Source organism: Nocardia sp. XZ_19_369 (genome assembly GCF_015355715.1).
Lineage (GTDB): Bacteria > Actinomycetota > Actinomycetes > Mycobacteriales > Mycobacteriaceae > Nocardia.
The window spans coordinates 1,154,054-1,173,959 of sequence record NZ_JACVED010000001.1 but is presented as its reverse complement, the minus strand read 5'-3'; the positions used below and the strand labels follow the sequence as shown (position 1 = coordinate 1,173,959).

Below are 19,906 nucleotides of genomic sequence, written 5' to 3'. Positions count from 1 at the left end.
ACAAGACCGTCCCACAAAATCGGATATCTGGCAAGGATGTATGCCAGAATGTCTCGGATGGCTACCACCTCGCGGTCCTACGGCGGCGTCCCGATCGAACAGCGCAAAGCGCGGCGGCGCGTCGCACTGCTCGATGCCGCGCAGGAAATCATCGGGACCTCGGGTTTCGCCAAGCTGACCGTCTCCGGTCTGTGCACGCAGGCGCGGCTCTCCGAGCGGTACTACTACGAGAGCTTCAGCGACCTCGACGCGGTGTTCAGCGAGGTGTTCGACCGGATCGTCGACGAAATCGGCCAGGCGGTCGTCACCGCGTTCGTCACCACGCCCACCGACATCCGAGCCAAGACCAGGGCGGCCATCGCCGCGGCCATCGACCTCATCGCCGACGACCCGCGCAAGGCGCGCATTGCCACCGTCGAGGCGCAGCTGAACCCCGCCCTGCTGATGCGCCGGGCCGAGGTGATGCGCTCCTTCGCGGGCATCATGCTGGCCGTGTGCGCGGACGAGGTCGGCGCCGACGTCGTCGAAAACGCCGGGGACCACGCCGAATTCGCCGCCACCCACCTCCTAGGCGGCCTCTGGGAGACCACCAACAGCTGGCTGGCAGGCACCCTTCCGGTCACCCGCACCGCGCTGATCGACCGCTCCACCGACCAATTCCTGCTCACCGCAAGCCATCTCATCGGCGTCACACTCGATTAGTCACAGTCGGCATACGCAGGACGCGCCCAGCGGTGGCTCACTCAGCTGACGACGGGTCGACCGGTTTCGGCGGTAGCCACGAGGTCGTCACCAGGGCGATCGGCAGCAGGGTGGCAGCGAGGACGGCGAGAATGATCGGCATGGACCACCAGGCGGTGGCGATGGCGGCGAAAGCGAAGACGACCAGGGCGACAACCTCGCCGAGCAGCCCGGATACCGAGGTCACGGTCGCCCGGGCGGGACCCTCGATGGCGTCCTGGAGGCGCGCGCCCGCGACGACACCGGCGTTGTAGACGATGCCGTAGGAGACGCCGATCGCGGTGAACCCCAGGCCGGTAAGGACATACACGGCGCTCGGCCGACCCTCGGCGAGCCCGGCGATGAGCGAGCCGCCGAGGAACAGCACACCACCGAAACCGACCGCGATCGCCATGGTGCGGCCCGACATGCCCTCGGTGCGCCCGGCGAGGACCGAGCCGATGAGCGAGCCGAGCACCGTCACGCCGACGAGCAACGGCACCACCGCCGTCGCCACCCCGGCCGACTCGGCGAGCAGCGCGAAGTACTCGTCGAACGCGGTGATCCCGAACAACAGCGCCCCGAGCAGCACACCGTTGCGCACCGCTCGCACCCGAATCGCCTCCGCGACACCGGTCTTCAGCATGCCGAGATAGCGAGCGAACGGTCCCGATACATCCGTTGCCGCTGGGTACGCGAGGGGCGGTTGATCGTCCTCTTCCAGCTCGTCGACAGCCGCGGCGGAGACCACTTTCGGTGCACTGGGCAACGTCATCGCGATCACCGTATGCAGGGCGGCGAATCCGACGCTGGACCAACCGATCAGCGCATAGCCACCCCAGAGGTACAGCGGGGTGGCGGCCACGATGCCGATGACGATGGCGGTCTCCGAGGCCGCACGGGTGTAGCCGAGGATGCGCGCGTAGGAGGACTGTTCGCCACGGGCGGCGAGGTCGTCGTACAGCAGCGCCTCGAATGTGCCGGACACCAAAGCGCCTGCCGCGCCCCACAGTACGAAGCCCAGCGCGAAGCCGAGGTAGGTAGGCACCAGGGTCCACAGGGCGAACCCGGCGGTCAGCAGGACACCGCTGAGGATGAGCAGGGCACGGCGCGACACCGTGTCCGCCCAGGCGCCGGACGGCACCTCGAGCAGGAACGCGGTGGTCGACCAGATCGCGAACAGCGAGGAGATCTGCCCGGTGCTCAACCCATGATCGGCGAACAGCAGGGAGTACAGCGCATAGAGCGGGATGAGGTCGCCGATGCCTTTGAACAGCACGGCGCGAATGGTCAGCGCGCGCAGCGACGGCGAATCGGTGCTACCCGTCAGCCGGGCAAGCACCTCACTGACAGGTCAATAGGCATAAACGAGCAAACGCATACGGTCAGCATGCGCAGCCGCGCCGGGCCGCGTCAAGCGGTTATCGCAGCGGCAGCCAACCGTTGGCGGCGGGCATCGAATCGCCGTCGTCGAGCCGCCGGTCCGTCGCACCGGGACCGACCCGTCCGTGGTTCTCGTTGAGGTCGCTGATCAGCTCCGCCACCGGATGCGAGTCGCTGTAGTGGTAGCCCTGGGCGAGCGCGAACCCGAGTTCGGTGAGCACCGCGGCCTGGTATTCGGTCTCCACCCCCTCGGCGATCACCTGGAGGTCGAGCGCGCTGCTCAACGCGGCGATCACGCCGAGCAGCGGCGGCGCCGGGGAGTCGGAGCGGATCGCGGCGACGAAGGACTGGTCGACCTTGAGGATGTCGCTGGGCAGCGTGGCCAGCCTGCTGAGCGAGGAGTATCCGGTGCCGAAGTCGTCGATGGCGATGCGCACGCCACGCTCGCGCAGCGTGTGCAGATTCGCGATGGCGGTGTGGGATTCGGCGGCCAGCTCGCTCTCGGTCACCTCGAGCACCAGTTGCTCGGCGGGCCAGCCGGTGCCGGCGAGGATGCCCGCCACCCGGTCGGCGTAGCCGGCTTCGGCCAGTTCCAAGCCGCTGACGTTCACGTTCAGTGTCAGGTCGAGCTGGGCGAAGGTGTCCTGCAACCGCGCGGCGTCGGCGCAGGCCCGGCGCAGCACCAGCTCGTCCAGATCGGAGATGAGGTCGTACTCCTCGGCGACCCGGATCAGGCCCTCGGTGGTGACATCCGGCTGCGCGCTCGACGACCAGCGCAGCAGCGCCTCGACACCGACCGCCTTGCCGCCACCCTCGGTCAGGCTGACGATCGGCTGGTAGTGCACGTCCAGCAGGCCGCGGTCGATGGCCTCGCGCAACTCCACCGCAAGCGGCAGCTGGCGCGACGACTCGAGCACCGTCCGGTTGCGGCCCGCCTGCTTGGCCCGGTACAGGCCGACGTCCGCGCGACTCACCAGCAGCGAACCGGATTCGCCCGGCTGCCACGAGGTCACGCCCGCCGAACAGCCGGTGGTGACCGCCGCGCGTAGCTGCTCGGTGAGCAGGATGGCGGCCTGCTCGGTGGTGTTCGGCAACAACATCGCGAACGCGTCGCCGCCGTAGCGGGCCAGACGCTGGTCCGGCGCAAGCAGTTTCGACCAGGTGTCGGCCACCCGCTGCAGCACGGCGTCGCCCGCGCGGTGGCCGAGGTGGTCGTTGATCTTCTGGAAGCGGTCGAGATCGACCAGCACCAGCGCGAGACCCTGGCCGGTGCGGGTGGCCTGGTCGATCGCGGAGTTCAGCGCGCGATCGAAGCCGCGCCGGTTCAACAGCCCGGTCAGCACGTCGATATCGGCTTCCGAGGCCATCCTGGTGAGGATGCCGACCACCACGCCGACGCCGACGGTGACACCGGCCGGGATCAGCCCGGACCACCACGGCAGCCCGGGATCCACCGGCCGCGCAGGCAGCACCCACAGGCACAACGCCAGCGCGAAGGCGATGTGCGCGGCGGCTTGCGACCAGGCGAAGAACAGGGCGGCGTCGCAGGCGATGAAGACGTAGAACGCGGCGAGGCTGATCGCGCCGACCGTGTTGGGGAACGCGTACACCGCGATGGTCACCAGCACCGTCGCGATCGCGACGTAACCGTGGTGCACCGAGTGCGGCAACCGCGGCCCCCACGCCAGCAGGGTGAGCCCGAGCGTCAGCGCGATCGCCGCGGCCGTGCCGACCAGCGCCCGATTACCTTCGTCGCCCGGGGCGACGGCAGTGATAAGCAGACCCAGCACACCACCCATGACGTAGAACGCCCCGGTGGTCCGAGCCATGACCATAGCTGTCGCCAGCGCCGATGCCGCCCGCACCCGGGTTCGGGTATCGCCGCGCGCCCCGATTCCTCGCACGGTGAATAGCCTAGACACAACGAATCCCAGCGGTTGCCACATCCCGTGAATCCGGAGTGGCGAACGGTTGGCTATTCATCTTCGCGAAACATTCGGGTAGCCAACGCGACTAGGCCGCGGGTGCCCAGACTCGATATTCATAGGCACTATCCAGTGCGCCGAGGGGCGGACCGGAGGCGATTCGGACGAGCGAATGTCCGCCCACCGCCGCCGACCCGTCCGCTACTTCGGCGGCGTCAGCACCTCGGTGCCGACGAACGGCACCAGCGCCGCGGGCACCCGCACCGAACCGTCGGCCTGCTGGTGGTTCTCCAGGATCGCCACGATCCAGCGGGTGGTCGCGAGCGTGCCGTTCAAAGTGGCTGCGATTTGCGGCTTTCCGTTCTCGTCGCGGTAACGCACCGAGAGTCGACGAGCCTGGAAGGTGGTGCAGTTCGACGTCGAGGTGAGTTCCCGGTAGGTCTGCTGGGTCGGCACCCAGGCCTCACAGTCGAACTTGCGCGCGGCCGAACTGCCGAGATCGCCTGCGGCGACGTCGATGACCCGGTACGGGACCTCGACGGCCGCGAGCATGTCCTGCTCCCAGCCGAGCAGGCGCTGGTGTTCGGCGTCGGCTTCTTCGGGCGTGGTGAAGACGAACATCTCCACCTTGTCGAACTGGTGCACCCGGATGATGCCGCGGGTGTCCTTGCCGTAGCTGCCCGCCTCCCGCCGGAAGCACGACGACCAGCCCGCGTAGCGCTTCGCGCCGTTGCTCAGGTCGAGGATCTCGTCCGAGTGGTAACCGGCCAGCGGCACCTCCGAGGTGCCGACCAGGTAGAGGTCCTCCTCGGCGAGGCGATAGACCTCCGAGGCGTGCTGGCCGAGGAAGCCGGTACCCGCCATGATCTCCGGGCGCACCAGCACCGGCGGGATCATCATGGTGAAACCGTTGGCCACGGCCTTCTGCGCCGCGAGCTGCAGCAGACCGAGCTGCAGCAGCGCGCCGTAGCCGGTCATGAAGTAGAAGCGGGCGCCCGAGACCTTCGCGCCGCGTTCCATGTCGATCAGGCCGAGCGACTCGCTGAGATCCAGGTGGTCTTTCGGTTCGAAGTCGAACTCCGGTGGCGTCCCGATGGTTTCGAGCACGACGAAATCGGCCTCGCCGCCGGCAGGCGCGCCCTCCTGCACCACGTTCGAGATGGCGCGGTGCGCGGCGTCCATATCGGCATCGGCCGCGTGCTGCGCGGCCTCGGCCTCCTTGACCTTGACCGACATCTCCTGCGCCTGCGCGAGCAGCGCGGGCCGCTCCTCTTTGCTCGCCTTGCCGACCAGCTTGCCCATCGCCTTGTGCTCGGCGCGCAGGTTGTCGGCGGTGGCCACCGCCGCACGGCGGGCGGCGTCGGCCTCGAGCAGGGCATCGACGAGGGCGGGGTCTTCGCCACGGGCGCGCTGCGAGGCGCGGACCGCGTCGGGGTTGTCCCGCAGGAATCGGAGGTCGATCATGGGGCCTCAGCCTAGTGGTCCGGATATTGCTGTTTCACCCCGATATCCCAGGATGCGGACCGCTCGGCCGAGGACGCGCGCATAGTTGGCTTGTGGGTACAACTTTCGACGAATCAGCCATCGATGACGTACTGACCGAGCTGACCGCGGGCGAGAAAGCCTGGGCACAGACCCCGCTGCGCCGCCGCCGGGAGCTCCTCGACGACATCCACGCCCGAACCGGGCGCTTCGCCGGCGACTGGGTGCGGGCGGCGCGGACCATCAAGGGTCTGGACGCCGACTCGCCGCTGGTCGGCGAGGAGTGGATGTCCGGACCGCTGACCCTGCTGCAGGCCACGGCCGCGCTCGCCGCGACGCTGGCCGCCCTGGACGAGGGGCGCAGTCCGCTCGACGGAGTCACGGTGCGGACCGCGCTCGGCAATCGGGTGGCGGTGCCGATCCTGCCGCTGAGCAACTACGACCGGTTGCTGCTCAACGGTTTTCACGGCGAGGTCTGGCTGCGGCCGGGGGTCGACGCCGATACCGCGCGGCGGCGGGCCGGGCTGGCGCAGCTCGACCCGACCGCGACCGGCGGGATCGGGGTCGTGCTCGGCGCGGGCAACATCACCTCCATTCCGCCGCTGGACGCGTTGTACGAGCTGTTCGCGCACAACCGGGTGGTCGTGCTGAAGCTGAACCCGATCACCGATCCGCTGTACACGGTGTTCGAGATGGTGTTCGCGCCGCTGTGCGAGCTGGGTGTGCTGCGGATCGTGACCGGGGACGCGGACACCGGCCGCTACCTGGTGCACCACCCGGAGGTCGCGCATGTGCACATGACCGGCAGCGCGCAGACCCACGACACGATCGTGTGGGGGCCGGGCCCGGAGGGGCTGGAACGCAAGAAGGACAAGCGGCCGCTGCTGGACAAGCCGATCACCAGCGAGCTCGGCGGTGTGTCGCCGACCATCGTGGTGCCCGGTGACTGGTCCGACGCCGATCTGCGCTTCCAGGCCGAGCATGTGGCCACCCAGCGGCTGCACAACGGCGGCTACAACTGCGTCGCCGCGCAGGCGGTGGTGCTCAGCAAGGACTGGGCGCTCAAGGACAAGTTCCTGGCCGAGTTGCGCACCGCGCTCGCCCAGGCCCCGCAGCGGGCCGCGTACTACCCGGGCAGCGATTCGCGGGTCGCGGACGCGCTGGCGTCCTATCCGGGCGCAGGCCAGGTCGGCTCGGGCCGGGTGCTGATCGAGCAGCTACCGCTCACCGATACGCCGCTGCTGCGCACCGAGTACTTCTCACCCGTCCTCGGCGTGGTCGAACTGCCCTACCCGGGCGGCGAATTCCTGCAGCGCGCGGTCGATTTCGTGAACAACGAACTCACCGGGACGCTCGGCGCCAACGTACTGGCCCATCCGTCGACCATCCGCAGGCTCGGCATCGGCTTCGAGCGCGCCATCGAACGGTTGCGCTACGGCGCGATCGCGGTGAACGCGTGGACCGGGCTCGCCTTCCTCGCCCCGCACGCCGCGTGGGGCGCGTTCCCCGGCCACACCCTCGACGACGTACAGAGCGGAATCGGCGTGGTGCACAACGCCTTCCTGCTCGACGACGTGGAGCGCACGGTGGTGCGCGGACCGTTCCGGCCCGCGCCGCGCTCGCTGCTGCACGGTGAGCTCGCCTTGTCGCCGAAACCGCCGTGGTTCGTCGGCAACACGGCCGCGGCGGCGACCGCGCGCAAGCTCACCGAGTTCTACGCGAGCGGCAACCCGGCGCGGATTCCCGGCATCTTCGTCTCCGCGTTCCGTGGTTAGCCGGGAAAAGCACTGATCAGAACGGGTCGTGGCACCGCGGCGCGGAGACTGCCATGATGGATCGCGATGTCCCCCTCCGATCACGCCCCCGAGCCAGAGCCGTCGAGCCGGCCGACCACGCGCGCCATGCCGTCACGCAGCGGCGGCGGCGCGGCGCGGCGTTCGTTCGACGCGGTACGGGGCGTGTTCACCGGAGAGACGCCGCTGCCTGCGCCGACGCTGCGCTGGGGGCTGCTGCTGGTGGCCACGGGTGCGGTGATCGCCGCCCTGGTGACGCTGTTCGTGACGGGGTTCGACAACAACAAGATCGAGGCGCACAGCCCGGCTTCGGCCGGTGAACCGGTGGTCGACAAGGAGTTCGGTACCGCGGTCAAGGGCGATTGCCTGAGCTGGTCCAAGCCCGACCACTCCGACCTGGTCAAGGTGCGTTGCGAGAGCAAGCACATGTTCGAGGTCGCGGCGGATATCGACATGAGCAGGTACCCGGGCAAGGAATTCGGGCCCGGCTCACGATTCCCCGACTCGCTGCGGTTGACCGAGCTGAAGGAAGAGCACTGCGTGCCCGCGGTACAGCAGTACATGGGCGGCAAGTTCGATCCGCGCGGGCGCTACATCGTCGGGTTGATGTATCCGAGCCCCGACGGCTGGCAGCACGGCGATCGCACGCTGCGCTGCGGGTTGCAGTACGCGGCTAGCGCGGGCACGCCGCCGTCGACCGGCAGCGCCGCCGAACACGATCAGTCGAAGGTGTACGGGCCGGGCGTGTGCCTCGGCATCAACCAGAACCTGCCGACCGACCCGGTGGATTGCTCGCAGGTGCACGCCGTCGAGATCGTCTCCACCATCGACCTCGGCCAGCGGTTCCAGGGCGGGCCGCCCGCCAAGGAGGAGCAGGACCGGTTCGTCGAGGAGGAGTGCGCGCGCACCTCGGCGGAGTATCTCGGCGGGCCGGATGTCGTGCGCAACAAGACGCTGACGCTGTTCTTCGACTTCCTGGACGCGCGCAGCTGGCTGGCGGGCAGCCGCAAGCTGGACTGCATGGTCGGCAAGGGGGCCGATCGGGAGGGCTTCGCGCCGATCACCGGTTCCGCGCGCGGCGACATCCTGATCAACGGGCAGGCGCCGCAGCCGCCGCCGAATACCGGCCGCTCCACCCCGACGCCGCTGCCCGGCGCCGCGCCGCTGCCGCCGCAGCCGAGGTAATCCGCGACGATGTCGGTCTCCATGTCCGAGGACCGGTTCGAGGAGTTGGTCGGCGACGCGCTCGATCGGATCCCGCCGGAGCTTGCCCAAGCCATCGATAATGTCGTCGTGCTGATCGAAGCACGCAATTCGGATGATCCACATTTGCTCGGGCTCTATCACGGAATCGCACTCACCGAACGGGACAGTCACTATGGCGGCGCGCTGCCGGACACCGTGACGATCTATCGCGAATCCATCCTCGCCATCTGCTCGGACGAGAGCGAAGTGGTGGAAGAGGTGGCGATCACCGTGATCCATGAGATCGCACACTATTTCGGCATTGACGAAGACCGCCTGCATCAGCTGGGATGGGGCTAGTCTTTATCCAGCTGTATGAGTGCGGTTGCAGTTGGGGCGAGACAGGAAGAAACTTCAGGGGATTCGATGGAACCGATCGCTTCGCTGTCGCGTCCTATCACTCGAAGGGGGAATTCTCGTGGTTCCGCCCCATAGCCGCCACTAGAAGGAGTCGAGTCATGGTTGGCCACGTACTAGTACAACCCGAGGTCGTCCTTGCTGCCGCCGCCGAGCTGGATCTGCTGGCCGAGCGGCTCGCCGCCGCCGCCGCGCTGACCGCACCCGCGACGCATGTCGTCCCCTCCGGGATCGACGAGGTGTCACTGCACGCCGCGAACCACCTCAACAAGGGTGCCGCGACGCACGACCAAGCCGTAGCCCAGGGAATTCTGGAACTGCACCACGCCGCCGCGACGTTGCGCAGTCAGCTCATCACCCACGTCGGTGAGGATGTCGTGCGGGCGGGCGCACTCAACATCGTCAGCGGAACAATCGCTTAACGCCTGCGGGCATCGCATAACGCACAAGCAAGGGGAGAAAGCATGACCGCAGGAATCACCGGGGTGTTCTGGCTGCCCCGTCAGGCAGAAGGCAACTCGATCGCGCTGAACGCAGGCGCGCACGCCATCCCGATCTCGGCAGCGGCCACCGCGTGGGGCGGGCTGACCGCGGCCTGGGTCGATGCCACCGCGACCGTCGCCCGGGTGATGGCGGAGCTGGGCGTCGGCATGCAGGGCATCAACGGCATCTCGGCGCTGTCCAAGCTCACCGGCTTCATCGGCTGGTCCGAGCAACAGGGAGTCATGGCGGCCACCATGAGCTCGAAGGCGGCGAGCAACGCGATCGCCTACACCGTGGCCTCGCTGGCCATGCCGAGCATCCCGGAGATCGCGGCGGTGAACGCGGCGCGCATCGCCGCGCACTCGACCGGCGGCGTGCTCAACGGCACCTCGGAGCTGGCCGAGGCCGCCAAGGCCGCGCTCGACCTGCGGGCCGCGCTGACCATGGAGACCTACGAGGCGGCGACCACCGCGATGGTGGTCACCCCCGGCGAGTTCGTGAACCCGCCGACGATCGCGAAGGGTGCGGGCACCGCGGACGCGGGCCAGACCGATCAGGCCTTCCAGGCCACCAACGCCGACCCGGTGCAGAGCGCGATCGCCGCGGCAGGCGCGTTCGTGAACAACCCCGCCGTGGTGGGCGCCGCGACGCAGGCGGCGAACATCGCGGGCTCGGTGGCGACCACCGGTGTGTCCACCGTGGGCACCATCGGCTCGCAGGCGGTCGCGGCCGTCACCACCGCCGCCGCACCCGGAATCACCAGTGCCGCACCGGCCGCCATGGTCGGCGGCGCCGGACTGGCCTCCGCCGCCTCGGCCGCGGGAACGCGGTCCGCGTCGTTCTCCTCCGGCCCCTCGGTCGCGCTCGGCAACGGCTCGCTCAAGCTGCCCGACGGCTGGGGCACCGGTACGCCGACCGGTGCACCCGCCGCGGCACCCGTCGTCGAGAACGTCTCGGCCACTCAGCCCGCCGCGGCACCGGCGCGCAGCAACAACACTGCGGGTAGCCCGTTGCTGGGCAACCAGGTGCGCGACGAGGACGACGAGTCCGAGCACAAGGGGCAGGACTACCTGCGCTCGACCGAGCACTTCAACGACGGCCGCTACGCCGCCGACGGGGTGATCGGCGCCGACGCCGGTATGGCCGCTAAGTGACGGTGCTCGGTGCGGGCCGCGGCCCGTCGATGCTCGCATCGGTGGTGCTGTCGCTCGATGAAATGCAGTTTCTCCTGGAGAAGCTGGAGATCGACGAGGTGCCCGTCGTGCTGGACGCACGCGGGCAGTACGACAACGTCGCCGATCACGATGCCGCGATGGCCGTGGCCGCCCAGTCGCTCACCGATCGGGAACTGCTGATCGGTGACGCGGTCCACCAGGAACTCGAGGACCGGCTGCGCGCGCTGTACCGGCCGCACTGGGTGGTCGCGCTCCGGCTGTTCGTGGAGGGTCAAGCGAGTCGCATGTGTCTCGCGAAGGGCGACGATGTGGTCACCGTCGCCCTGCGCGGGCCGCAGTCCTACGTGATCGACGAAGCGGAGGACGACCTGCCCGGCCCGGTGATCGCGGCGCTCGGCCAAGCCGACCCGCTCGACCTGACCGGCATGCGGGCACCGACCGAACAGCTGGTCCCGATCTTCGACGACACCGGCGACGCCGCGGCGACCGCCAACCGGCTGGCCAAGGTCGGCACTCCACCTGCGGACGCGCAGGCCCTCGCCTCGGCCATGGTGCAGATCCATTCGCACGCCGAGATCGTCGGCGTGGTGTACGGCGACGGCACCCGCGACCTCACCGACAACCACATCGCGGTGTTCAACACCCGCGCGGGCCGCTTCATCGCGACCGCGAGCAAGTCCGATGACGGCGTGAAGTGGACGTCACTCAGCACCGGAACGACCTCCCGCTTGCGAACGGCGTTGCAGGACTTGATCAGTGGACTGCCGGAACGCGCGGAGTTCCCGCGCAAACCGGAACAGGTGTAGGCGGGGCCTAACCCATCGGGTCGTCCGAAGTTGGGGCGACGTCGTAGCCGAAGGGTGGGGTGAAGCGGCCCCAGCGGATGCAGTCCCAGCTGCCGTCGGGCAGCGGGACCAGTTCGATGGTTTCGGTGTTGTCGAGATGGTTGTTCGTGGTGAACGGCGGCAGCACATCGGCGAGATAGCGGGACACCAGGCGCATCGCGGCACCGTGGTTGACCAGCAGCACATCGCCTTCGCTCGACCCCGGCGTCAGGTACGTCTCGCGGAGTTCCTCGATGACGGGCAGGAAACGATCGAGCACGTCGCGGCCGGACTCACCGCCGGGGATGCGTTCATCCAGATCGCCGTTGTGCCAGGCCCGGTAGATGCGCTGGAAGAACAGGTGCGCCTCCTCGCTGTGCTTGCCCTCCAGGTCGCCGGCCTGCACCTCCTGCAGGTTGTCCAGCACCATGGTGGGCACGCCGGTCGCGGCCTCGATGTAGCCCGCGGTCTGCCGGGCGCGCAACGCCGTCGAGCAGAACAGCACGCGCGGCGGGTTCAGCAGGGTTTCGCCGAACAACTTCGCCTGTGCCGCACCGCGTTCGGTCAGCGGCAAACCAGGAACCTTGGTGTCGAGCAGCTTCGCGACATTGCCTTCGGTCTCGCCGTGCCGGACCAGAACCAACTTGGCCGGGCCGATCTTCGCCTCGGTCACAGATCCGCCACCCCCTTTCGTAGCTGGGTCAGCCATCCCGCGGCCGCCTCGTCCGAGGGCGGTGGCGTGCCGGTCGCCGACGTGGCGGGCCAGGAACCGAGGAACCGGATCCGGGCGGTGCGGTGCAAAGCCTTGAGCGCCTCGGCCACCGCGGTGTCATCGATGTGCCCGACGCAGTCGAGATAAAAGCGATAGGTGCCCATGCCGGTGCGGGTCGGCCGGGACTCGATCCTGGTCAAATCGATACCGCGGGTGGCGAACTCGGCGAACGCGCGCATCAGCGAGCCCGGCTCGTTCGGCAACTCCAGCACGATCGAGGTCCGATCCGCACCGGTCGCGGGCGGCGCCACGCACGGCCGGGTGACCAGCACGAAGCGGGTGATCGCCTGCTCGTGGTCGGCCACGCCCGCGGCCAGCACAGCCAGTCCGAGCCGGGTCCCCGCCAGCGCGGTGGACACCGCGGCATCGGCCTTGCCTGCCGCGACGTCCTCGGCCGCAGCGGCATTCGAGGCCGAGACGTAGGGCTGGGCTTGCGGCAGATTCCGCGACACCCACTCGCGGACCTGGGCGGCGGCCACCGGATAGGCAGCCAGCGTGCGCACCTCGGACAGGTCGGTGCCGGGGTGGCCCAGGATCGTGAAGGTCACCTCCAGCTCGGTCTCCGCCACGATCTGCAGCCGCGGGCCGATGGCCAGGGAATCCAGCGTCGCGGCGATCGAGCCCTCGACCGAACTCTCGATCGGCACCACCGCGCCGTCGACGTCCCCGGCGCGGACCAGCTCGAGCGCGGCGCCTTGGCTGGGCGCGGCAACCCGCTCGACGGCCCCTTCGAAGGCCCCCGAGGATTCGAGTTCGGCGAGGGCCATCTCGGTGAAGGTTCCGGAGGGCCCGAAGTACGCGATACGCGGCACGGTTACGACCTTACTTGCGTCCGCGACCGGCGCTCCCGGTATTTACCGGCTAACCCTTTTCACCACGCCTTTCACCGTTGCGCGCGAGCGGGGCGAGGGTGTGGGTTACTTCGTCGGGGTGCTCGGTCTCGATGGCGAGCAGGACGGTTAGGAGAGCTTCTACCGCAGGCGGTTTCAGGGCGTTCAGGAACGCGGTGTCCGGGGTGCTGAGCGCGGTGCGGATGTCTTCGCCGCAGAGGGCGGCGGCGGTGGCGGCGACGATCGCGAGGGCTCTGGTCCCCGAGGAGGTTCGGGCGATGAAGCCGGTATCGGTGTGCACGATGGCGGCCAGGAAGTCGGCGATGTCCGCGTCGGGTGCGTCGGCGTCGAGGATCGGGGCCGCGTCGCCGGTGGTCGGGACGCGCACCAGGTCGTCGACGATGCTGCGCCGGGCCGGTGCCGTCAACGCGATGAGTACCGGTTCGCCAGGTGTTTCCGCTCCGTGCGCCACCGATCCACCGTAACAACCAGGTGCGGTGCGGAGTTCGGCCGTGCAACGGGCGGCGAATTCTCAGGATCAGCGTGGGGCGAACGCTTGCGGATGTTCCGCTCGTCACTTAGCTTAGGGTAACCTAATTGAGCGCCGAGCAAGGCGAACAACGCCCGACCACGGAGGTTTGCATGCCGCGTCCGACACCGACCGTCACACCGTCCACCGCCGAGCGGGTCCGCAGCGCGTGTGCGCATGCGGAGCAGGCGGTGCTGGCCATGCCCGGCATCGATCCGACGCCCGTCTCGGTGCATCACGTACGCGAGTGCGGCGACGCGGTGATCGCGGTCCCGACCACGTCGGTGGCGGCACTGGTGGCCGGTAATTCACCGGACGCGGGTGCGCCCGCGGTCTTGGAGCTCACCGATCATGCCCCGCTCCCCTTGCGCGAACCCGTGCGCGCGCTGGTCTGGCTGCGCGGCTGGGTGCGCGCGGTGCCCGCGCAGGCGCAGCGGGCGCTGGCCGGCGAGGTCGCCAAGGAGAACCCGGACCCGGGCCTGCTCGACGTCGGCCACACCGCGACCCTGCTGCGGCTGGTGATCAACTCCGCGGTGGTCGCCGACTCGACCGGCGCCGAATCGGTGAGCATCGACGAACTACGGGTGGCGCAGCCGGATCCGTTCTGTGCCTTGGAATCCGCCTGGCTGCTGCACATGGACGCCGACCACGCGGACGTCGTCGCACAGCTGGCCAGGCACCTGCCGCCCCGGCTCCAGCACGGCATCGTGCACCCACTCGCCATCGACCGCTACGGCCTCACCCTGCGCGTCGAGGGCCGCGACGGGGACCACGACTTCCGGCTGCCGTTCAACTCCCCCGCCGACGACATCGAATCGCTCAGCCGCGCGGTCCGCACCCTGGCGGGTTGCCCGTTCCTCAACGGACTGCGTCGCATCTGAGCCGCCGACCGCAGCGCTCGACTCGATCGTTTGCCTGATCGCTTACGGCAGCCAGGACACGTGGCCGCGCAGGACCGTGTAGCCGAGGTAGGCGACCGCGTCGATGGTGGCGTGCGCGAGGATCAGCGGCCACAGCTTGTTCGTGCGCTGCCAGTAGCGGCCGAAGATCAAGCCCATCACCAGGTTTCCGAGGCCGCCGCCGAGCCCCTGGTACAGGTGGTAACTGCCGCGCAGCAGGGCCGAGGCGAGCAGTGACGAGTTCTCCGACCAGCCGAGCTTACGCAGGCGGGTGATCAGGTAGGCGACCACGATGATCTCCTCGGCCAGCGAGTTCGCGCAGGCGGACAGGATCAGCGCGGGCAGCCGCCACCAGTGGTCGCCGAGCGACGCGGGCACGATCGTGACGCTCACTCCCATGGCGTGCGCGATCAGGTACAGGCCGAGGCCGGGTAGGCCGATGACGGCCGCGAGCACCAGCCCGGGCACGACATCCGCGCGCCACCGCAGCCGGGCCGCCAGCCCGATCAGGCGCGGCCCGATCCCGCTGCGCCACAACAGGTACAGGCCGAGCGCCGCCCACCCGACCAGGCGCGCCACACTCAGCAGCTGGAACAGCAGATCGATGGTCGACTGGGCGGACCGCGACGGATTCAGCGCGACGGTGCGCCCACCCACCCCGCCCGGCGAGAGCGCGCTCTCCACCAGCGACAGCCCCGCATTGAGCCCGCTCAACCCGAAGGTGACCACCAGCACGACCGCGATCTCGAGCTTGATCCCGAGCCGCTCCCGCTCCGTCACCTCGGCCTCGCCCCGCTCCGCCCCGGACTCACCACGCATGGACTCGAATCTATTGCCCCGCCGCCACCGGCGCGGCGCACGCCCCGCGCGCCGCGCCTTTCGTCACACCCGATGCGGCAACGCCGACTCGGCCGGGCCCGTGGCACACCGCCGCCGAGCAGGGTCATCTGGTCGCCGGACTGGCCCACACCACCGCGAGCAGGGGCGTCTAGCTGAACTGGCCGAGGCCGGTGGCACACCACCAGCGCACAGAGCCACCTGGTCGCCGGGCCTCGCTCAGGCCGGTGGTCTCACCGGCCTTGTTGTGGGCGGCGGCGCCACCCAGCGAGCGGACTCGTCTGTTCGCCTGGCCTCGCCCCAGGCCGGGGGGCACACCACCCAGCGAGCAGAATCAACTGGGTCGCCGGGCCTCGCCCAGACCTGTGGTCTCGCGGGCCGCGTCATGGGCGGCGAAGGCGGCGGCACACCACCCAGCGAGCAGAATCGTCTGGCCGCCGGGCCTCGCCCAGGCCGGCCACACGTCACCCAGCGAGCAGGGCCGACACAGGACTCCGCTCACCTGCATCGATACGCCCGGCCAGCTACCGTGACCGAACTGTTCTCCGTCCGGCGATAACACTGCCCGGGCGCCGGCGAATTCATAGAGAGTGCGCGGGCGGACGGGCACTGCGACCGGGGCGATATCCGCGTGCCTACTGAGCAGGAGAACGCTCGGACCGGATCGAGATCATCCGTCGCACCACCGACCCGAACGACGAGCGATAAGTAGAGTCTCAGTGATGAATGGCGACGACCCCCAGTACCGCGCACGGATGCGCCGGGTGCCGCCGCCCGGTCAGCCGCCGATGCCGCGCCCCGGACCGCGCCGCGCGGGACCGCCGGTCGACCCGCAGTCGCCGTACGTCGAGCCGACGCAGGTGCTGCGCCGCGGTGGCCCGCACCAACCGCTCGCGTATTCGCAGGTCCCGCCGGAACCCGCGGTGTCGCGGCGACCACCGCCGCTCGACAAGCCCCGCGGCGGCCCCACGCACGCGCCCACGCAGCAGCCGGTGCCCTATCGCGAGGGCCCGCCACCGCAGCGGCCCCGGCCGCGCCGCGGGAGTCCGCCGCCACCGCCGCCCGGTCCACCGCGCGGCGAACGGCAGCCGCGCGCCCCGCGGCCGCGCCGCAAGCGCCACTATTTCCGCTGGTTCCTGGTCCTGCTGCTGGTGCTCGTGCTGGCCGCTGTCGGCGCCATCGTGAAACTCGACGGTTCGCTGACCCGCATCCCCGCGCTGGCCAACTACTCCGACCGCCTCGGTGATACCCCCGGCACCAACTGGCTGATCGTCGGCTCGGATGGCCGCGCGGGCCTGACGCCCGAGCAGGAACAGGAGCTCGCCACCGGCGGCGAGGTCGGCCCGGAGCGCACCGACACGATCATGCTGGTGCACATCCCGAAGTCGGGGAAGACCACCATGGTCAGCCTGCCGCGCGACTCGTACGTCAGCATTCCCGGCAACGGCCAGGACAAGCTCAACGCCGCCTTCGCCCTCGGCGGGCCGCAGTTGCTCGTGCAGACCGTCGAGATCGCCACCGGCGTGCGCATCGATCACTACGCGGAGATCGGCTTCAGCGGTTTCGCCGGTGTCGTCGACGCACTCGGCGGCATCGACGTCTGCCTGCCGACGGCCATCGACGATCCGCTGGCCGGAATCAACCTGCCCGCGGGCTGCCAGAAATTGAGCGGACCGGAGGCGCTCGGTTTCGTGCGCAGCCGCGCGACCGCGCTCGCCGACCTGGACCGGATCAATAACCAGCGCATCTTCATGGCCGCCCTGGTGAAGAAGGCGACCAGCACTGCGACCCTGGTCAATCCGTTCAAGCTGTGGCCGTTGGCCTCCGACACGGTGAAATCGTTGAAGGTCGACGACGGTGACCACATCTGGCATCTGGCGCAGCTCGGCTGGGCGATGCGCGGCGACACGGTGGCGACGACGGTGCCGATCGGCCGGTTCGCCGATACCGACAGCGGCAATGTGCTGGTGTGGGACAAGAACAAGGCGAGCCAGTTCTTCGATGCGCTCGCTTCCGACCGTCCGATTCCGGAGGACCTGCTGACGAGGTAGCGTCGGTCACATGCCGGACACCGAGCTCGATCGCCCCTTCCCGACTCTGCTCACCGCACAGATTCGTCACGGGTTCACGGCAGCGCAGCAGTATCTCGCCGCCGCCGTGTACCTGGACGCGAATCGGTTGCCGCAGTTGGCCAGACACTGCTACGGCAAGTCCGAGGAGCAGCGCGCCCACGCATTGCGGATGGTCCAGTATCTGCTCGACCGTGATCTCGACGTCCGGATCGGCGGACTGGACGAGATCCAGTCGACCTTCGAATCCCCGCGCGCCGCAATAGCTTTCCTGCTGGAGACCGAACAGCACCGCAGTACTCAGATCACCGGCCTCGCCCGCGCCGCCCGCGAATCGGGCGACTATCTCGGCGAGCGCTTCGTCCAGTGGTTCCTGAAGGAACAGGTCGAAGACGTCGCCAGGATGACCACGCTGCTGACCGTCATCGACCGCGCGGCGGACAACCTGTTCGACGTCGAGGACTTCATCGCGCGCGAACTCCGGGTGCCGCAGCGCATCGATAACGCGACCCCGAGAATGGCTGGGACAGCGAAGAATTAATTAGGCAATACTAGCCTCAATAAGGTTGCACTTGGATGACACGCGCCTTGACCAGCGCTAATGTCAGCTACTATGTCCAGCCATCCGGAGTCCCCACGCAGCAAATTCCACGGCCTGCTCCATGATCAGATCAGGCATGAATTCAATGCCGAACATCAATACATCGCCATCGCGGTGTGGTTCGACAATGCTGATCTGCCCCAGTTGGCCAAGCGTTTCTATGCGCAGGCGGTGGAAGAACGCAACCACGCGATGATGATCGTGCAGTACTTCCTCGACCGGGACATCAGTGTCGAGCTGTCCGGCATCGACGCCGCCAAATCCAAGTTCGAGAATGTGCACGAGCCGATCGCGCTCGCCCTCGCCCAGGAGAAGACGGTCACCGACCAGATCATCCAGCTGGCAAGCACCGCCCGCGAAGAAGGCGATTACCTGGGCGAACAGTTCATGCAGTGGTTCCTGAAGGAGCAGGTCGAGGAGGTCGCCAACATGACCACCCTGCTCACCATTGCCGAGCGCGCCGGGTCCAACCTGTTCGATCTGGAAGAGTTCATCGCCCGGGAAATGAGTGGTCCCAGCGATACTTCCGGTGCCCCGTCGGCAGCGGGTGGATCCGTCTGATAGGCGTCGCCCATCAATAGCAAACAGGCCCGGCTCGCGCGACGAGCTGGGCCTGTTGCCGTTCGAGCAGCGATTTCCGCGGCCGAAGAATAACGTCCGCGGTTTCTTCTCCCGCACCGTCCAGTGAGACCGCGCTCACCTACGCCGCTTTTCGGTAGGAGTAGCGGGCCGCGCAATTAGCCGGACCGGTTTTCGCTGAATTCTCCTACTGGTGCCCCGCAATTCAGCGCAGGGTCACCTGACGCGACCGCAGACCATCGCGCGACCGACGCTCACCGGCGGTCAACGGCGCATCGGAAGCCAGCGCCTCGGCCAGCCGGGCATCGAATTGCTGAGCGGGCTTGGCCCATTCGTCGGCGTGCATCTCCGGATCCAGGTCGAAGACCGGGACGAGCACACCGTGCGTGCGGAACGAGCCCGCGAAGCGGGAGCCCTCGCCGAGCTGCAGACCACCCGCGGCATGCAGGCGAGCCAGCGCCAGCATCAGGTCGTCCTCGTTCTCCGGGCGAACCCAGCGGATGTGCGCCTTGTCGCCGGCGTCCACCCACCACGCCGCACCGACCGCGTCCGGGCCGAGCGCGATCCGAGCGGACGGCTTGATCGCCAGCTTGGCCTGCTCGATGGTCGCGGCGACCTGCGGGTCGGGCTGCACACCCTCCGGCACCCACCAGTCGAAGTCCTGGTGCACCGTGACGTCCAGTGGCGCAGCGGGATCGATCACGTCGGCCAGGCGGGGGCCGCCCGCGACGCTCTCCACCGAGGCCAGCGAGTCGCCTGGCTCGGCGGACTGCGTCCACAGGATGGCGGCGGCGATATCGGCACCCAGGTCGGCGCCTTGGAACTGCACCTGCGCGCCGACGTAGCCGCTCGGCGGCTCGCCCGCCCGCACCAGTGCGGCCACCGCACCCGGTAGCACGGTGGCGAGCACGACCGAACGCTCGGCCGCGACACCGGGCGCCAGCTTCAGCTCGGCGGTCGCCGACGGCACGAACTCGCACAGCGCGACCAGATCGCACTCCGCGGCCAGCCCCTCGAAGGGACGCGAGACGGACTGCGCCGCCTGCTCGAGCGCCACCTTCCGCTCGGCGAGACGCTGTGCCCGGTTCCCTCCGGGCTTAGGACTATTCCGCTTGCTCTTACCCACGGGGGGTCAACCTACATGGTGTGCGCTCCGCCACCCCGCGCGCCACGGCACCGGGACGGTGCTCGACGCGGCCGCGGGCAGGTCGCTGCTGAACGGCGCACGCGCACAACCTGGTTCGCCGGTCCGTCGGGCCGAGGTGAACTAGTCGCCAGACCAACTCTGTCAAGCGGCCTATTCGTCAGCCCATCTGTGTCGGGCCGCGCCGACGAGCAGCGAACCGAGGCGCGCCGATTCGGCGATGACGGGGCGCCGAGTTACCGGCCCTTCGGTCGGGAAG

At 69.0% G+C, this 19,906-nt stretch carries 19 protein-coding genes; 11 read left to right on the top strand and 8 right to left on the bottom strand.

Going from position 1 to position 19,906, the window contains the following annotated elements:
* Positions 1-57 precede the first annotated feature (57 nt).
* Positions 58-702 (top strand): TetR/AcrR family transcriptional regulator, encoded by a 645-nt coding sequence (locus tag IBX18_RS05420; protein WP_194832550.1) that lies wholly within the window; start codon positions 58-60, stop codon positions 700-702.
* A gap of 37 nt (positions 703-739) precedes the next feature.
* Here IBX18_RS05420 and IBX18_RS05415 read toward each other — a convergent pair whose 3' ends face one another.
* The 3 genes from IBX18_RS05415 to serS all read right to left on the bottom strand — a co-directional run bounded on the left by IBX18_RS05415 (position 740) and on the right by serS (position 5,492).
* Positions 740-2,023, bottom strand: a complete 1,284-nt coding sequence (locus IBX18_RS05415; RefSeq protein WP_194832760.1) for an MFS transporter — start codon at positions 2,021-2,023, stop codon at positions 740-742.
* A gap of 118 nt (positions 2,024-2,141) precedes the next feature.
* The gene (locus tag IBX18_RS05410; protein WP_306796146.1) at positions 2,142-4,007 is read right to left on the bottom strand and encodes a bifunctional diguanylate cyclase/phosphodiesterase; all 1,866 of its coding nucleotides are present in this window, start codon (positions 4,005-4,007) and stop codon (positions 2,142-2,144) included.
* 222 nt (positions 4,008-4,229) lie between these two features.
* A complete protein-coding gene (gene serS / locus IBX18_RS05405; protein ID WP_194832549.1) occupies positions 4,230-5,492 on the bottom strand; it encodes a serine--tRNA ligase in 1,263 nt (420 codons plus the stop codon).
* A gap of 92 nt (positions 5,493-5,584) precedes the next feature.
* Here serS and IBX18_RS05400 point away from each other — a divergent pair, with 92 nt between their 5' ends.
* From IBX18_RS05400 to IBX18_RS05375, 6 genes are all read left to right on the top strand, one after another.
* The gene (locus IBX18_RS05400; RefSeq protein WP_194832548.1) at positions 5,585-7,285 is read left to right on the top strand and encodes an aldehyde dehydrogenase family protein; all 1,701 of its coding nucleotides are present in this window, start codon (positions 5,585-5,587) and stop codon (positions 7,283-7,285) included.
* Between the two features lie 66 nt (positions 7,286-7,351).
* Positions 7,352-8,488 (top strand): septum formation family protein, encoded by a 1,137-nt coding sequence (locus tag IBX18_RS05395; protein ID WP_228540308.1) that lies wholly within the window; start codon positions 7,352-7,354, stop codon positions 8,486-8,488.
* Positions 8,489-8,497: 9 nt separating this feature from the next.
* Positions 8,498-8,848 (top strand): metallopeptidase family protein, encoded by a 351-nt coding sequence (locus tag IBX18_RS05390; RefSeq protein ID WP_107653575.1) that lies wholly within the window; start codon positions 8,498-8,500, stop codon positions 8,846-8,848.
* 158 nt (positions 8,849-9,006) lie between these two features.
* On the top strand, positions 9,007-9,327 hold the full coding sequence (locus tag IBX18_RS05385) for a PE domain-containing protein (protein WP_107653574.1): 321 nt from the start codon (positions 9,007-9,009) through the stop codon (positions 9,325-9,327).
* A 42-nt stretch (positions 9,328-9,369) separates the two neighbouring features.
* Positions 9,370-10,542: a PPE domain-containing protein gene (locus IBX18_RS05380; protein WP_194832547.1), complete on the top strand. Its 1,173-nt coding sequence runs from the start codon at positions 9,370-9,372 to the stop codon at positions 10,540-10,542.
* Entirely contained in the window at positions 10,539-11,369 is an 831-nt protein-coding gene (locus IBX18_RS05375; protein ID WP_194832546.1) for an ESX secretion-associated protein EspG, read from the top strand. The genes IBX18_RS05380 and IBX18_RS05375 overlap by 4 nt, the downstream gene beginning before the upstream one ends.
* A gap of 7 nt (positions 11,370-11,376) precedes the next feature.
* Here the strand turns inward: IBX18_RS05375 and IBX18_RS05370 are convergent, their stop codons facing one another.
* From IBX18_RS05370 to IBX18_RS43025, 3 genes are read right to left on the bottom strand one after another with little or no spacing between them, the layout of a single operon-like run.
* On the bottom strand, positions 11,377-12,060 hold the full coding sequence (locus IBX18_RS05370) for a histidine phosphatase family protein (protein ID WP_306796145.1): 684 nt from the start codon (positions 12,058-12,060) through the stop codon (positions 11,377-11,379).
* Complete coding sequence (gene pheA / locus IBX18_RS05365; RefSeq protein WP_194832544.1) at positions 12,057-12,971, bottom strand: prephenate dehydratase; 915 nt, start codon at positions 12,969-12,971, stop codon at positions 12,057-12,059. The genes IBX18_RS05370 and pheA overlap by 4 nt, the downstream gene beginning before the upstream one ends.
* Positions 12,972-13,020: 49 nt before the next feature.
* Positions 13,021-13,461 carry a hypothetical protein gene (locus IBX18_RS43025; protein WP_194832543.1) on the bottom strand — a complete coding sequence of 147 codons (441 nt, stop codon included), beginning with the start codon at positions 13,459-13,461 and terminating at the stop codon, positions 13,021-13,023.
* 170 nt (positions 13,462-13,631) lie between these two features.
* Between IBX18_RS43025 and IBX18_RS05355 the strand changes: the two genes are divergently transcribed.
* Positions 13,632-14,399: a DUF2470 domain-containing protein gene (locus IBX18_RS05355; protein WP_194832542.1), complete on the top strand. Its 768-nt coding sequence runs from the start codon at positions 13,632-13,634 to the stop codon at positions 14,397-14,399.
* A 42-nt stretch (positions 14,400-14,441) separates the two neighbouring features.
* On the opposite strand, the gene IBX18_RS05350 is transcribed toward IBX18_RS05355, so the two are convergent.
* Positions 14,442-15,236 carry a CPBP family intramembrane glutamic endopeptidase gene (locus IBX18_RS05350; protein ID WP_194832541.1) on the bottom strand — a complete coding sequence of 265 codons (795 nt, stop codon included), beginning with the start codon at positions 15,234-15,236 and terminating at the stop codon, positions 14,442-14,444.
* 740 nt (positions 15,237-15,976) lie between these two features.
* Here IBX18_RS05350 and IBX18_RS05345 point away from each other — a divergent pair.
* The 3 genes from IBX18_RS05345 (at position 15,977) to IBX18_RS05335 (ending at position 18,485) form a co-directional block, all read left to right on the top strand.
* Complete coding sequence (locus IBX18_RS05345) at positions 15,977-17,305, top strand: LCP family protein (RefSeq protein ID WP_194832540.1); 1,329 nt, start codon at positions 15,977-15,979, stop codon at positions 17,303-17,305.
* 10 nt (positions 17,306-17,315) lie between these two features.
* Positions 17,316-17,864: a ferritin gene (locus tag IBX18_RS05340; RefSeq protein ID WP_107653566.1), complete on the top strand. Its 549-nt coding sequence runs from the start codon at positions 17,316-17,318 to the stop codon at positions 17,862-17,864.
* A 72-nt stretch (positions 17,865-17,936) separates the two neighbouring features.
* Positions 17,937-18,485 (top strand): ferritin, encoded by a 549-nt coding sequence (locus IBX18_RS05335; RefSeq protein WP_107653565.1) that lies wholly within the window; start codon positions 17,937-17,939, stop codon positions 18,483-18,485.
* 223 nt (positions 18,486-18,708) lie between these two features.
* On the opposite strand, the gene IBX18_RS05330 is transcribed toward IBX18_RS05335, so the two are convergent.
* Positions 18,709-19,629, bottom strand: coding sequence for a DUF5926 family protein (locus tag IBX18_RS05330; protein ID WP_194832539.1), 921 nt, complete (start codon positions 19,627-19,629; stop codon positions 18,709-18,711).
* Positions 19,630-19,906 lie beyond the last annotated feature (277 nt).